At 59.8% G+C, this 14479-nt stretch carries 14 protein-coding genes and 1 riboswitch; of the genes, 5 read left to right on the top strand and 9 right to left on the bottom strand.

The features are described from left to right. Positions 1-9 precede the first annotated feature (9 nt). The 3 genes from petB (at position 10) to ACRY08_RS02470 (ending at position 2807) form a co-directional block, all read left to right on the top strand. Positions 10-1323 carry a cytochrome b gene (petB, locus tag ACRY08_RS02480; protein WP_432448260.1) on the top strand — a complete coding sequence of 438 codons (1314 nt, stop codon included), beginning with the start codon at positions 10-12 and terminating at the stop codon, positions 1321-1323. 14 nt (positions 1324-1337) lie between these two features. Then, positions 1338-2135: a cytochrome c1 gene (locus ACRY08_RS02475; protein WP_432448259.1), complete on the top strand. Its 798-nt coding sequence runs from the start codon at positions 1338-1340 to the stop codon at positions 2133-2135. 147 nt (positions 2136-2282) lie between these two features. Continuing rightward, positions 2283-2807 carry a GNAT family N-acetyltransferase gene (locus ACRY08_RS02470; protein ID WP_432448258.1) on the top strand — a complete coding sequence of 175 codons (525 nt, stop codon included), beginning with the start codon at positions 2283-2285 and terminating at the stop codon, positions 2805-2807. Here ACRY08_RS02470 and ACRY08_RS02465 read toward each other — a convergent pair. The 3 genes from ACRY08_RS02465 to thiB are packed head-to-tail and all read right to left on the bottom strand — an operon-like array spanning position 2804 to position 6007. Beyond that, positions 2804-3496 (bottom strand): thiamine ABC transporter ATP-binding protein, encoded by a 693-nt coding sequence (locus ACRY08_RS02465; protein WP_432448257.1) that lies wholly within the window; start codon positions 3494-3496, stop codon positions 2804-2806. The two genes, ACRY08_RS02470 and ACRY08_RS02465, sit on opposite strands and share 4 nt — an antisense overlap. Then, on the bottom strand, positions 3483-5042 hold the full coding sequence (locus tag ACRY08_RS02460; RefSeq protein WP_432448256.1) for a thiamine/thiamine pyrophosphate ABC transporter permease ThiP: 1560 nt from the start codon (positions 5040-5042) through the stop codon (positions 3483-3485). Before ACRY08_RS02460 ends, ACRY08_RS02465 begins: the two co-directional genes overlap by 14 nt. Continuing rightward, on the bottom strand, positions 5018-6007 hold the full coding sequence (gene thiB, locus ACRY08_RS02455) for a thiamine ABC transporter substrate binding subunit (RefSeq protein WP_432448255.1): 990 nt from the start codon (positions 6005-6007) through the stop codon (positions 5018-5020). Before thiB ends, ACRY08_RS02460 begins: the two co-directional genes overlap by 25 nt. A gap of 38 nt (positions 6008-6045) precedes the next feature. Then, positions 6046-6153: riboswitch (TPP riboswitch) on the bottom strand. A 96-nt stretch (positions 6154-6249) separates the two neighbouring features. Between thiB and ACRY08_RS02450 the strand changes: the two genes are divergently transcribed. Both ACRY08_RS02450 and aroC read left to right on the top strand, forming a co-directional pair. Next, the gene (locus ACRY08_RS02450; RefSeq protein WP_432448254.1) at positions 6250-7215 is read left to right on the top strand and encodes a DMT family transporter; all 966 of its coding nucleotides are present in this window, start codon (positions 6250-6252) and stop codon (positions 7213-7215) included. Positions 7216-7281: 66 nt separating this feature from the next. Continuing rightward, positions 7282-8391: a chorismate synthase gene (gene aroC, locus ACRY08_RS02445; protein ID WP_432448253.1), complete on the top strand. Its 1110-nt coding sequence runs from the start codon at positions 7282-7284 to the stop codon at positions 8389-8391. 34 nt (positions 8392-8425) lie between these two features. On the opposite strand, the gene ACRY08_RS02440 is transcribed toward aroC, so the two are convergent. From ACRY08_RS02440 to ade, 6 genes are all read right to left on the bottom strand, one after another. Continuing rightward, positions 8426-8836, bottom strand: a complete 411-nt coding sequence (locus tag ACRY08_RS02440) for a thioredoxin family protein (RefSeq protein WP_432448252.1) — start codon at positions 8834-8836, stop codon at positions 8426-8428. 12 nt (positions 8837-8848) lie between these two features. After that, positions 8849-9562, bottom strand: coding sequence for a cytochrome c biogenesis CcdA family protein (locus tag ACRY08_RS02435; RefSeq protein ID WP_432448251.1), 714 nt, complete (start codon positions 9560-9562; stop codon positions 8849-8851). A gap of 57 nt (positions 9563-9619) precedes the next feature. After that, positions 9620-10495 (bottom strand): DMT family transporter, encoded by an 876-nt coding sequence (locus ACRY08_RS02430; protein WP_432448250.1) that lies wholly within the window; start codon positions 10493-10495, stop codon positions 9620-9622. Between the two features lie 91 nt (positions 10496-10586). Beyond that, on the bottom strand, positions 10587-10874 hold the full coding sequence (locus ACRY08_RS02425) for an HU family DNA-binding protein (protein ID WP_432448249.1): 288 nt from the start codon (positions 10872-10874) through the stop codon (positions 10587-10589). A 247-nt stretch (positions 10875-11121) separates the two neighbouring features. Beyond that, on the bottom strand, positions 11122-12606 hold the full coding sequence (locus ACRY08_RS02420; protein ID WP_432448248.1) for an AMP nucleosidase: 1485 nt from the start codon (positions 12604-12606) through the stop codon (positions 11122-11124). After that, entirely contained in the window at positions 12606-14432 is a 1827-nt protein-coding gene (ade, locus tag ACRY08_RS02415; protein ID WP_432448247.1) for an adenine deaminase, read from the bottom strand. Before ade ends, ACRY08_RS02420 begins: the two co-directional genes overlap by 1 nt. Between the last annotated feature and the right edge of the window lie 47 nt (positions 14433-14479).

Genomic DNA, 14479 nt, shown 5'->3' with positions numbered 1-14479 from the left:
GAGGCTTACATGTCTGGAATTCCTCACGATCACTACGAGCCCAAGTCGGGCTTTGAAAAGTGGCTGGACGAACGTCTGCCCATCGTTGGCCTTGCTTATGGCACGCTGATGATCCCCACGCCGAAAAACCTGAACTGGTGGTGGATCTGGGGCATCGTTCTTGCCTTCTGCCTGGTGCTGCAAATCGTCACCGGCATCATTCTGGTAATGCACTACACCCCGCATGTTGATCTGGCTTTCGCGTCGATCGAACACATCATGCGTGATGTAAATGGCGGTCATATGATCCGCTATATCCACATGAACGGCGCATCGCTGTTCTTCCTGGCTGTGTACATCCACATCTTCCGCGGCCTGTTCTACGGGTCGTACAAGGCCCCCCGCGAGATCACATGGATCGTTGGCATGATCATCTATCTTCTGATGATGGCCACGGGCTTCATGGGCTACGTTCTGCCTTGGGGTCAGATGTCCTTCTGGGGTGCGACGGTTATCACCGGCCTCTTTGGTGCGATCCCGTTCATCGGCGAGCCGCTGCAGACCTTCCTTCTGGGCGGACCTGCTGTGGACAATGCCACGCTGAACCGCTTCTTCTCGCTGCACTATCTGCTGCCCTTCGTGATTGCGGCACTTGTCGCTGTTCACATCTGGGCCTTCCACACCACGGGCAACAACAACCCGACCGGTGTTGAAGTGCGCCGTGGTTCGAAAGAAGAAGCCAAGAAAGACACCCTGCCGTTCTGGCCCTACTTCGTGATCAAAGATCTGTTCGCGCTGGGTCTGGTTCTGATCGGTTTCTTTGCGATTGTCGGCTTCATGCCCAACTATCTGGGTCACCCCGACAACTACATCGAGGCAAACGCCCTGGCGACGCCCGCACATATCGTGCCCGAATGGTACTTCCTGCCCTTCTACGCGATCCTGCGCGCCTTCACTGCTGACGTTTGGGTTGTGCAACTGGTCAGCTTCGTGACCGGCGGCATCATCGACGCCAAGTTCTTCGGCGTGCTGGCCATGTTCGGCGCCATCATCGTGATGGCCCTGGCACCCTGGCTGGACACATCGTCGGTGCGCTCTGGTCAATATCGCCCGGCCTTCAAATGGTGGTATCGCCTGCTTCTGATCGACTTCGTCGTTCTGATGTGGGTTGGTGCACGTGACACGAACTTCCCGCATGACTGGATTTCGCTGATCGGCTCCACCTATTGGTTCGCCTACTTCCTGGTTATCCTGCCGCTTCTGGGTCTCTTCGAGAAACCCGCAACGCCGCCGGCAACGATCGAGGAAGATTTCAACGCCCATTATCCCGGCGCAGCCGAGTGAGAGGATCGAGAACAATGATCAAACAACTCACAGCAACCGCTATCATCGCTCTGGGTCTGGCCGCTGGTCCGGCTCAGGCAGCTGGGGACGGCGGTCACGTCCATGACGTTGCTTTCTCGTTCGAAGGCCCGTTTGGTAAGTATGACAAGGAACAGCTGCGTCGCGGCCTGAAAGTGTACACCGAGGTCTGCTCGGCCTGTCACGGTCTGCGCTACGTGCCGCTGCGTACCCTGTCGGACAAAGGTGGCCCCGAATACACCGAGGATGAAGTTCGCGCTTATGCGGCCGAAAACTTCACCATCTTTGATCCGGAACTGGATGATGACCGCGCGCGTACGCCTGCGGACTTCTTCCCGACCGTTGAAGGTGACGGCATGGGTCCTGACCTGTCCTTGATGGCCAAGGCCCGCGCGGGCTTCCACGGCCCGGCAGGCACCGGTTTGAACCAGCTGGTCAAAGGCATGGGTGGCGCGGAATACATCGCCGCTTTCCTGACCGGGTTTAACGGTGAAGAACAGGAAGTCGCTGGTCAGTACCTGAACGGCAACGACGTGTTCCCGGGTGGCTGGACCTCCATGCCTCCGCAGTTGGAAGATGGTTCCGTCGACTATGACGACGGTCACAACAACTCGGCCCACCACTTGGCCGAAGACGTTGCAGCCTTCCTGATGTGGACAGCTGAGCCCAAGATGATGGCGCGCAAGCAAGCCGGTTTCGTTTCGGTCCTGATGCTGGTCCTCCTGACCTCGCTTCTGTACCTGACGAACAAGAAGCTCTGGGCCCCGCACAAGGGCAAGAAATTCGACGCCTAAGCGTTGGGTTTGATAGAATAGAGAAGGGCGCCGCAAGGCGCCCTTTTTTGTCCAACCGGCCATGTGGGAGGCCACGGGTTCGGGCGCAAATGGACTGAAGCTTTGGCACCTGATAGGGTTGCTCAAACTTCGGATCTAGGAGCCTCGATGGCCTGCTGCTGCTTCACAACACAGCATCTCTCGGTATTCAGTTGGCGCGACGTGCTTGCGGATCATGTGAGGCGCGCATCTCTGGAAGTTGAGCTCCGTGGAGTTCTGACGCCAGAGGTTCTCGAACATCTGCCACCGTCTCTTCAATTGCAGGGTGGCAAGGGCTCTATTTCGGACTGGATTGATGCCAGGTTCGAAGAAAGTGACGTTCATATTATAGAGAGCCTGCATACGTCTGACATCGTGGGGCTGTTGATCCTTGCAGAAGGGGCGGACGCACTAGGTCAAACCGTGCTGCATATTGGCTATCTGTTTGCACAACATGCATGGGGGCAGGGGTACGCGTCGGAGATGTTGCTCGGCCTGTGCTCGGCCGTCGGACAAATCAGGCCCGTGCGTTTGGTTGGCGGTGTCGACAAGCACAACATTGCTTCGGCGCGTGTGCTACAGAAAGCCGGATTTGAATTGAAACAAGAACTCTCGACTGCGGACACCGACATGTATGTGCGTGAGTTTCCTTAGCCTCCCAAATACTCCCGCATCACCTCCGGCGGGTTCGCGAACATCTCCTCCGTCCCAACGGGCGCATGGGCCACCCCATCCGCCACCAGCACCACCTGATCACACAGCACGCGGGCGTCCTCAGGGTCGTGGCTGACCATCAGAAGAGTTGCTCCGGTCTCATCCAGCAGCGTGCGGACCAGTTCCAGCATTTCGGCTTTCAGCGCAGGGCCAAGCGCGCCGAAGGGTTCGTCCAGAAGCAGCACCGGGCGGTCGCGTAAGAGCACGCGGGCCAGCGCCACGCGGGCGATTTGACCACCGGAGAGCTGCGCGGGTTTGCGGTCTCCCATACCCTCCAGCCCCACGCGGGTCAGGGCGTTTGCGACGCGGGTATTGTCCTCGTCTGACAAGCGCAGGTTCGGGCGCAGGCCCAGCCCCACGTTCTGCGCGACGGTCAGGTGGGGGAACAGGTTGTTGTCCTGAAATACCATGCTGATCGGACGCGCGGCGGGGTCTTTGGGCATGGGCTTTGCGTCCCAGAGGATTTGCCCCGCATCTAGCGGTTGGAACCCAGCAATGGCCGCCAGCAACGTGGATTTCCCGGCCCCGGACGGGCCAAGCACGGCAACGCGTGCTCCGGGGGCAATCTTGAAATCTCCGGCAAGGCTGAAATCACCCAGCGCGATGCGCATGTTGTCAACGGTCAGCATCTACGCGACCTCCTTTGTCGAAGACCCAGAACAACGCCAGAGACAGGGCCAGAAGCAGAAGGGCGGCTGCGGCTGCGTCCTCCATCCGATAGGCTGTCATCAGGCGATAAAGCTGTAGGGGCAAAGTGGCATTTGATCCGTCTGCAAACATGGCGATGACACCAAGGTCGCCCATGGACAGAGCCGCCGCCAACCCCAGTGCAAATCCCATCGGTCGGCGCAGGCGCGGCAGCCACAGGTGACGCAACCGGGCCATTCCGGTCATCCCCAGCCCATCCGCCAGCTTGCCGTAGTCCCGCTCGATCGCGGTCAGGGCGGGCACCAGCGCGCGTAGGGTAAACGGCAGGCTCATGGCCGCGTTCACCAGCGCCGTGATCGGCAACGCAAGGTCCGACGGCTTTACGAAAGGAAAGACGATGATGAACAGCCCGGTGCCGATCACCAGAGGCGAAGCGGCGATGGTGAGATACCCGATGCCCTCGACCAACCGCGACGTGCTACGCACCGCGAAAGCGGCAATCGGTAGCGAGAGCATCAAGGTTACAGCGGCCGAGAGTAGCGCGACCATGACGGAACGGGCCGCGGCGGAGAAGACCTCGGCCGGGAGGGTCAATAGACGAGGCAACCCGTCCAGCACAACCATGGTCAGGGGCAGGATCAGGAAAAGGCTCGCCAGAAGGATTGCGGTGACGTCTTGCACGCGCAAAAGGCGGGTGTCGTCCCAGCGGGTCACGGCGCGGTCCAGCCCCGTGCCCATATCGCCGGGGATCGCCACGCGCAGGGCCAGAAGGGCTGCAGTGGCGCCAAGGGTGAACTGCACAAGCGCCAGAAGAGCCGCGCGGCCAAGGTCGAAATCGAAGCGGAATGCCTCGTAGATTGCAAGTTCCACCGTGGTCGCTTTGGGTCCACCGCCAAGCGCAAGCGCGACGGCGAAAGAGGTCAGGCAGATCAGGAAGATGACTAGGAACGCACCAGGCACGACCTCGCGCAGCATCGGGCGTTCCAAGGTGCGGGCGATGTCAGAGGGGCCCATGCCAAGCGATGCCGCCAGACGGAAGCGTTCGGACGGAATGGCCAGCCAGCCTTGTAGGATCAGGCGGGTGGCGAGCGGCAAGTTAAAGAACACATGGGCGAGAATGACGCCGTGATAGCCGTAGACCGAGATCGGCTCGAACCCGAACCATCCCAGGACCTGCGAGATCAACCCGGTGCGGCCGAATACTGCGATCAGGCCAAGGATGGCAACGATCACAGGCAGGATGAACGGCGCGCCCAAAAGGGTGATCAGGACAGAGCGGCCGGGGAAGCTGCGGCGCGCCAGTGCGCGGGCGACGGGGATCGCAAGGATGACGCTGAGGGCAGCAGACAGAAGCGCTTGCCAAATCGTAAAGCGCAGCGCGGCCCAATCAGCCGGGCCTAGGCCCGTGCCGCCCTCGGCCCGCATCGCAACAGCGATGAGCGTGCCAAGGGTCAGGCAGACCACCACCCCAAGCGCCAGGGCGCCAAGGATGGTGGTGCGGTTTATTTGGTAGACGCGGCGAGCCATTCGTCCAGAGCCGACTTGCGGATTGCCTCGGCCTCTTCTTCCGAGAAGACCAGCGCCTTGGCGGGCACGGGAAGGTTTTGGAAGCCTTCCGGCAGCTTGTCAGCGGCCAGTTTCGACGGGAAGGACCAGTTGGTGGTCGAGATACCTGACTGGAATTCTTCGCTGAGCACATAGGCCATGAAGGCGTCGGCCAGTTCAGGCTGATCGGTGTTCGCGATTTTGCCCACGAGGTCCACATACAGATAGTGGCCTTCGTCGAAGATGGCGGCAGACTTGGTCAGGTCTTCCTCGGCGATGATGTGATAGGCGGGCGAGGTCACGTAGGACAGCACCATGTCGGCTTCGCCATCGGTGAACATGCCATACGCCTCTGACCAGCCTTTGGTGACGGTCAGGATCTTCGGGTTCAGCTTGGCCCAAGCCTCGTCTGCTTTATCGCCGTAGATTGATTTGACCCACAACAGAAGCGCCAGGCCCGAGATCGAGCTGCGCGGGTCCTGAATGACGATTTTGGTGTCGTCCGGCATCGCCAGAAGCGCATCAAAGCTGGTGGGCGCCTCGGTGATCTTGGTGTTGTCATAGATGAAGGCGGTATAGCTGTAGTCGAACGGTACGAAGGTGTCGTCGGTCCAGTCGACGGGCAGGGTCAGGCCGCTGACGTCCAACCCGTGAGCGGCGAATAGGCCGGACGCACGGGCGCGGGCAGTCACGTCGGTGTTCAAGCCGATCACCACGTCAGCTTCGGTGCGTTCGCCTTCCAGCATCAGGCGGGGCATGACGTCGCCGGTGACAAACTCCAGATCGCAATTGCATTGGGCTTCAAAGCCTTTTTCGATCGAAGGGCCGGGGCCCCACTCGGATGCGAAATAGTCAGGCGCATAAACTTGCAGCACGGGTTTATCCGCAGCCAGGGCGGCGGTCGTGGTCAGTGCAAGTCCTGCGACAAATGAAAGGGCTGTCTTCATTGGGTCCTCCATATGCGCCGGACGGATGGGGGCATTTGGGGCATCCAAATCACCTTCCCTCCGCCGGTGTTAGCCGGTTCAGGTTCAACGGGTCCGCGCGGATTGCGCATCTCAGCTGTGGTGTCACAGCACCCCGAGGTGGGATTACTCCTGACGGGTTTGCAGGAGATTTGCAAGCCCCTTGACCTTGGCCTAAAGATCAGCGATGTGAGCGTTAACACCCACTATGATCGGACGGCTCCATGTCGGAGATGCCTCAATCCCCCCTGCGCGGGCTGGGCTTTGCCTTTGCCGCTTTTGCGATTTTTGCCACCCATGACGCGGTGATCAAACAGCTCGGCATGCAGTTTGCCGTGTTTCAGATCATCTTTTTTGCCATGCTGTTTGCCTTTGTGCCGATGGCTGTGATGATGCTGGCTGATCGGCAGGTCGACAATTTCCGCCCACATCATCCGTGGTTGATCCTGACCCGTGCGGCCACATCCGTCATCGCGATGTCCACGGCGTTTTATGCCTTTACCGTTTTGCCCCTAGCAGAAGTATATGCGCTGCTTTTTGCAACACCTCTGCTGATCACCGCCATGTCCGCGATGCTTCTGGGAGAGCCGGTGCGCGGACAGCGTTGGGCCGCCGTGATTATCGGCCTAATAGGTGTGCTGATCGTGCTGCGCCCGGGTGTGACCGTCATCACCTTTGGACATATCTGCGCGTTGATAGCGGCGTTCTGTTCAGCGCTTGGGTCGATCATCATGCGCAAGATCGGCGGAGAAGAGCGTACAGCGGTCATGATCCTTTACCCCATGCTGTCATCCATTTTGGCGATGGGGATCACCTTGCCTTTCGTGTATGTGCCGATGCAAATCACCGACCTTGGGCTGGCTGCCAGCGTGGGGGTCATGTCGGTCTTTGCGCAGATGATGATCATTGCGGCCTACCGCGCGGCACCAGCGGCGGTGGTCGCGCCAACCCAATACAGTCAAATCCTGTGGGCCGCCGCATTCGGGGCGCTGTTTTTCGGCGAGCTGCCGGATATGTGGGTGGGCGTTGGTGCCGCGGTGATCATTGCCTCGGGCGTGTTCATCGTCTGGCGGGAAAGCCGCCCGTCTGTTTCGGTGCGCAACCCCATCCTGCGCAACCCGAACCCGCGTTATGATGCGGGTCCCTCACCGAAGCCGAAACACCGCAGGCCACAGCAAAGCGGGGAGTGATGCGCCGGGGTGCTTCCCTTTCGAACCTCCCTTCGCTATCACGCTGGGGAATGAAGGAGCGCACCCATGTCGATGAACAGCTTTGGTCATATCTTCCGTGTCACCACCTGGGGTGAAAGCCACGGGCCTGCCTTGGGCGCGACCGTGGACGGGTGCCCCCCCGGCGTACCGCTTGAACCTGAGATGCTGCAGGTGTGGCTGGACAAGCGCCGTCCGGGTCAGAACAAGAACACCACCGCCCGCAACGAACCGGATCAGGTGCGCATCCTATCGGGCGTGTACGAAGGCCAGACCACCGGCACGCCGATCCAGTTGATGATCGAAAACACGGATCAGCGCTCCAAGGATTATGGCGAGATCGAAAAAACCTTTCGCCCCGGTCATGCTGACATCACCTATTGGCAGAAATACGGGATTCGCGATCCGCGCGGCGGAGGCCGATCCTCGGCCCGTGAAACGGCCGCGCGCGTGGCCGCCGGGGGTGTTGCCCGCGAGGCGCTGAAGGCGCTGGTGCCGGGGCTCGAGATCAAGGGCTACATGACCCAGATGGGCGAAAAGCATCTGGATCGTGAAAAGTTTGACTGGGACGCGATTGACCAGAATGCTTTTTGGTTGCCCGATGCGAGCGCCGTGCAGGAATGGGAAGACTATCTGCAGCATTTGCGTGTGAAGGAAAACGATTCTGTCGGTGCTGCGATTGAAGTTGTGGTGCGTGGCGCGCCAGCCGGACTGGGCGCGCCGATCTATGCCAAGTTAGACACTGATTTGGCCGCCGCGATGATGTCAATCAACGCCGTAAAAGGCGTCGAGATCGGCGAAGGTATGGCCGCTGCAGGTCTGCGCGGAACCGAAAATGCAGATGAGATTTTCATGGGGAATGACGGGCAGCCCGTGTTCAGTTCGAACCACGCTGGCGGCATTCTGGGTGGCATATCGTCAGGGCAGGACATTGTCGTGCGTTTTGCGGTGAAGCCGACCAGCTCGATCCTGACCCCACGCCAGTCGATCACCAAAACTGGTGAAGCGATCGAGGTCATCACCAAGGGGCGTCATGACCCCTGTGTTGGTATTCGCGCTGTGCCCGTGGGCGAGGCGATGGCCGCCTGTGTGATCCTTGATCACCTGATGCTGCATCGCGCGCAGATCGGCGAAGGGCCGCGCGGCCAGATCGGCTAAGGTATTGCCTTAGCCGATTTCATAGAGGTCGAGCTTAAGCCGAAGCGGCGTCTAGCGCCGTGTCCATCAGAGCCTTAATATCCGCCTTGGATGTACCTGCAACGATGCGGCCAAGTTCCTTGTCGCCTTTCAGCACCACAAGTGTTGAACGGCGCGGAATGCGCAGGGATTTTGCAAGCTCTGATTTGCCATGCTGGTCCCAATCCACGTCGATAAAGGTGATGGCTTTGTCATAGGCCGGGTTCTCGGCCTTCAGGGCGTTGATCACACGTTCTTGCGCCGCGCAGGTCGAGCACCAGCTGGCTTTGAAGTCTAGAAACACGGTCTCGCCGTTTTCTAACGCCTTGGTGACAAGGCCCGGGGCATAGTCCATGGCGCCTGCGCGCGCCAAGGCGGGGACAAGGGATACGGCTGCGGTCAGGGACAGGAAGTCTCGACGGTTCATGGTGGTCTCCTTTCAGAGGGATACAGAGAGGTCATTCAGCCAGGCGGGCAGGTTTTGCACGGCCCAGGCTTCGAGTGTGTGGTGAAAACGGAACAGGATGGCGGTGCCGACGGCGACAAAGACCACGCCCATGATCGGCCGGGATTTCTGCGCAATTCTCCGCATGAGCGCTTGCCTGCGCATGATCGCGGCCCGCGCGCCATAGCCCAATGCGATGATGATCGTGGACACACCCAGTGCGAAGGCAATCATGATTGCGGCGGCCCACGTGATCGATTTGCCTTGCGAGGCGAGTGAGATCGCACCGCCCAACGTGGGGCCGATGCAGGGGCTCCAGACTGCGCCAAGCAACATCCCACCAAGGAACTGACCGGACAGGCCGCCCCGGTCCACGTCATCCAGCGTCGTGTCTGCCTGGGCCGAGACACCGGCCGTGGCCGTCGCAAAACGCTCGGATAGAACCGGGGTCATCAGGATCAGGCCAAAGCCCACCATCAGGATGGCACCCGCCCGCGCGACCATGTCTTCGGTCAGGCCGATCGTGTAGCCCAGCACGGTGACCAGAAGGCCCAGCGTGACGAAAGATACGCTCATCCCGGCGGCAACGGCCATGGGGCCAAACCGGCTGGCTTGCAACGCGGTGGCCAAGACAATGGGCAACACCGGCAAGACGCAGGGGTTGATCAGGGTCAGAAGGCCCGCAAGATATCCGAAGACAAGTTCCATGACTGCAATGTCACGGAGTTTGGCGCGAAAGTCATCTCACGATGGCGGCAAACCGCTTCACGTCTCTGTGGGGTTTTGTTTCGACAGCTGAACGGCAAGAATGCCCACCGTGATGATGGCCACGCCGATGAAATCCGTGATCGACAGCGCTTCGCCCAGCAATGCCCATGCGATGGCCACGCCAAAGAACGGGTTCAGGAAGTGGAACGTGGCCGCCTTGATCGCACCGATCCGGCCCACCAGCGCAAACCACACCCATGTGGCCAGAAGGCCGGGCACCAGCACCGTGTAGCTGAAGGCCAGGGCAAGCTTCAGGCTGGGTGTGACAGCGGGGGTTTCCATAACCAGGGCCGCGCCAAAAAGCGCGATGGCGCCGACGAACATTTGCAAGCCAACGATCATCATCAGGTTGCCACCTGACGAGGCGGTGCGCACCGCCAACGTGGCCGCCGTCAGGGCCGCCGCCGCAATGAAGCACAGGATGACGCCTGTCACGTCGACCCCACCGGACAGACGTGCCCCCATGATCATCGCCACCCCAACGACACCTGCAAAAAGACCTGCGATGGCCAGAGGGCGTAGACGGTCCCCCATCACCACCCAGCCCGCGAATGCGACCATCAGGGGCATGGTCGATGCGATGATCGACGCCAGCCCGGCTTCGACCCACTGCATGGCAACGAAGTTCAACCCGAGGTAAAGCGCATTTTGGCACAGGCCAAAGATCACCACGGCACGCCATTGGGTGCGGGTCAATTGCCAGGTCTGTCCCAGCGCCTTTGCGATCAACACGCCCAAAAGCCCGGAAATGAAGAAACGAAGCGATAGCGCGAAAAGCGGCGAGGCGTCGGACACGATGATCCGAGCAGATGTGAAGGCCGAACTCCACATCAGGGCAAAGGCCAGCCCCATCATGATCGCGCGCAAATCCATTGTTCCTCCGGCAGGCGGAGAAAAGAAAAGGGCCGCCCTGAGGCGACCCTTTCTGAATTCAGGTATCGGGGCAAGCCCGAAAGCGGTCGGCTTAGCCGTTCACGCTGTCCTTAAGAGCTTTCGCAATGGTCATTTTGACCACTTTGTCGGCGTCTTTGTGGATCTGTTCGCCGGTGGCGGGGTTGCGCACCATACGGGCCGGACGCTCGCGGCAGTAGATCTTGCCAACACCGGGAAGGGTCACGGCGCCGCCGCCCGAAACTTCCTTGGTGATGATGCTGATGATGCCTTCCAGCGCAGCGGTTGCCGACTTCTTGTCAGCGCCCATTTCTTCGGCCAGTGCAGCAACAAGCTGCGTCTTGGTCATCGGTTTCGACATGTATTACACTCCTCACATTTACCCATTACTTGGGCTTCATTGCGCGCATTTAACTGTATGTAGAGGGGCGACACAACGGTTTGTTGATCATATTTCCCCTATAAATAGCGCTTTTTTGCCGAAATGGCCTCTTGATTTACTGGTTTTCTGCCCATTCAACGGGGGACGGGACTGATCGAAGTCACTTCTGGAGTTTGATCGAAATACGCGCGTCGCACCGATGTGTGTTTTGATTGATCTGGGTTCCCTAAAGGAAAGCAGTCTCTTCGAAACTGCGCAACTTCCGGCTGTGAATGCGTTCGATCGGCATGTTTCGCAGGCTCTCCATCGCACGAATGCCAATCAGCAAATGCCGTGCGACCTGCGTCTTGTAGAAGTCCGATGCCATGCCTGGCAATTTCAACTCGCCATGCAGAGGCTTGTCGGACACGCAAAGCAGCGTGCCGTAGGGCACCCTGAAGCGAAACCCGTTGGCCGCGATTGTGGCACTTTCCATATCCAAAGCGATGGCGCGGGATTGGGACAGACGTTGAACCGGCCCTCGCTGGTCGCGCAACTCCCAGTTGCGATTGTCCAAGGTCGCAACCGTGCCCGTGCGCATGATGCGTTTCAGCTCGTACCCTTCGTATTCGGTCACCTTGGCCACAGCCTGTTCCAGCGCGATCTGGATTTCGGCCAGAGGCGGGATTGGCACCCAGATGGGCAGGTCGTCGTCCAGCACTTTGTCTTCGCGCAAATAGGCATGGGCGAGCACGAAATCCCCAAGCCGCTGGCTGTTGCGCAAGCCCGCGCAGTGCCCCACCATCAACCAAGCGTGCGGGCGCAGCACCGCGATATGATCCGTTGCCGTTTTTGCGTTGGATGGACCTACGCCGATATTGACCAGAGTGATCCCGGAACCATCTGCACGGGTCAGGTGATAGCTTGGCATTTGCGGCAGTTTTGCCGGGGTGGGCAAATCGGCCTCTGCAGAGGTGATGCGGTGATGTCCCGGTCCGACAAAAGCGTCATAGCCGCTGTTGGGATCGGCCAGCATCTGGCGGGCATAGGCCTCGAACTCCTCGACATAGAACTGGTAGTTCGTGAACAGAACGTGGTTTTGGAAGTCCTCGGGCATGGTGGCGGTGTAATGTGACAGTCGTGCCAGCGAGTAATCCACCCGTTGCGCCGTGAAAGGCGCAAGCGGCCCCGCACCGCTGGCATCACGTTCAGCCACGCCGTTCACGATGTCATCATTTGTAGTGGACAGGTCGGGCACGTCGAAGACATCACGCAGCGGATAGGTCATCGCACCTTCTTGCGGCACGGTGATGTTTGGATTGCGCGAGACGGCAAAATGCACCGGTATCGGCGTGGTCGAATATCCGATCTGCACGGGAACGCCGTGGTTTTCGATCAGAAGCCTGATTTGCTGGATCAGGTAGTTTTCAAACAGATCGGGCCGCGTGATGGTGCTGGCATAAGTGCCGGGCGCCGAGACATGGCCAAAGCTCAGCCGCGTATCGGTCTGGGCGTGGCTGGTCGTGGTCAGGCGAATCTCAGGATAGAAGGCGCGAAATCGTGTCGGTGGCTGATCGCCGGATGCGTTTGCTTCGAAGGCGTCGCACAGAAAGGCGCAGGCCGCATCATACAGCGCCTGCAATCGTGCCACTGCGGCCTGCGGGTCCGTGAAAACCTCATGCGCGCCCCCATCAGGTGTTCGGGCAGGGATGGAAATGTCGGCAGGGGTCATCAATTATCCTTCAACAAATCGGTCAGTTCGAATTTCGTTACGTCCACCAACCCCAGATCAGAGATCCGTAACTCGGGGATGACAACCAGCGCCAAGAAACTGTGCTGGATCGACGCATTGTTCAGTGTGCAGCCGCAGGTCTCCATCGCATCAATGATGCCTTTGGCTTTCTCGGCCACTTCGGTTGCAGGTTCATCAGACATCAGGCCCGCGACGGGCAGTTCGACCAGGGCAAGCTCGCGTCCGCCTTGATAGACACACATTCCGCCGCCAACCTCGGCCAAGCGATTGGCCGCCAAGGCCATGTCATCGCGTGATGTGCCGACCACGATCATGTGGTGGCTGTCATGCGCGACGGTGGACGCCATGGCCATTTGGCCAGTGTACCCAAACCCGTTTACAAACCCGTTCACGACACCGCCCGTACCTTTGTGGCGCTCGACAAGGGCAACCTGCGCCACGTCCTGCGCCTCGTCGGTCTGAACGATGCCGTCAGACACCGAAAGGTCCCGTGTTAGAGCCTTTGTTGGCGCCTGGTTTTCGACAATGCCGATCACCTTCGCGGTCACAGAGTTCGCCCCGTCGGGCGCTTTCACGATGAAATCGTCCGGCATGATGGTTTTGCCCAGATGCATTGTCGCCTTTGCATGGGCGGGCCATTTCAGATGAGGGCAGTCGACAGTGATCTTGCCGGCTTCGGCTACGCTGACGCCACGGGCGAAAACCCGATTGATTGGCAGGGTGGAGAGATCATCGGTAAAGATCACATCCGCGCGCCGTCCGGGTGTAATAGAGCCTAATTCGCGCTCCAACCCGAAATGCGTGGCGGTGTTGATCGTCGCCATTTGAAGCGCGACCAGCGGATCACAGCCGTAGCTGATCGCATAACGCAGGGCGCGGTTGACGTGGCCTTCCTCGACCAGCGTGCCAGAATGGCAATCATCGGTGCAGATGATGAAATTGCGCGGGTCCAGACCCTTTTGCGTGACCGCAGTGATCTGCTTTTCAACATCGAACCACGCAGATCCCAGCCGCATCATCGACCGCATTCCCTGCCGTGCGCGCGCGATCGCGTCGGCCTCGCAGGTACCTTCGTGATCATCTGCCGGACCGCCAGCCGCATAGGCGTGGAAATTCGGGCCAAGGTCCGGGCTTGCATAGTGCCCGCCGATGGTTTTGCCCGCGTTCTGCGTGGCGGCCATTTCGGCCAGCATCTTGGGATCACCGTTGATCACGCCGGGGAAATTCATCATCTCGCCCAACCCGATGATGCCGGGCCATGTCATCGCCTCGGCCACATCCTCGGGGGTGATTTCAAATCCTGTCGTCTCAAGCCCCGGTGCAGAGGGCGCGCAGCTTGGCATTTGCGTATATATGTTCACAGGCTGGATGAGCGCCTCATCATGCATCAGGCGCACGCCTTCCAGCCCCAGCACATTGGCGACCTCGTGCGGGTCGGTGAACATGGTGGTGGTCCCATGAGGGATGACCGCGCGGGCGAATTCTGCCGGGGTCAGCATGCCGCTTTCGATATGCATATGCCCGTCGCACAGACCCGGGATCAGATACTGCCCACCGGCGTCAATCACCTGTGTGTCTGACCCGATACAATGGCTGGCATCCGGGCCGACATAGGCGAACCGCCCATCGGCCATGGCCACTTGCCAGTCCAGAACCTCGCGCGTGTGGACATTCACCACGCGCCCGCCTTGTATCACACTGTCCGCCTGCTCGCGCCCGGCCGCCACGGCGATCAATCGGGCAGCGCTTTCAGGCCATGTTTTCAGATTTGGTCTTTGCATGGACCAATTGTTCTGAAATCTCATGTTAGCGCAACCCCCTATCGCGCGGGGGTGATTTAGCGCTTTTCAAT

Source organism: Aliiroseovarius marinus (genome assembly GCF_050881025.1).
Lineage (GTDB): Bacteria > Pseudomonadota > Alphaproteobacteria > Rhodobacterales > Rhodobacteraceae > Aliiroseovarius > Aliiroseovarius marinus_A.
The sequence above is the reverse complement of the archived record's forward strand: the minus strand, read 5'-3'. Positions and strand labels throughout refer to the sequence as shown.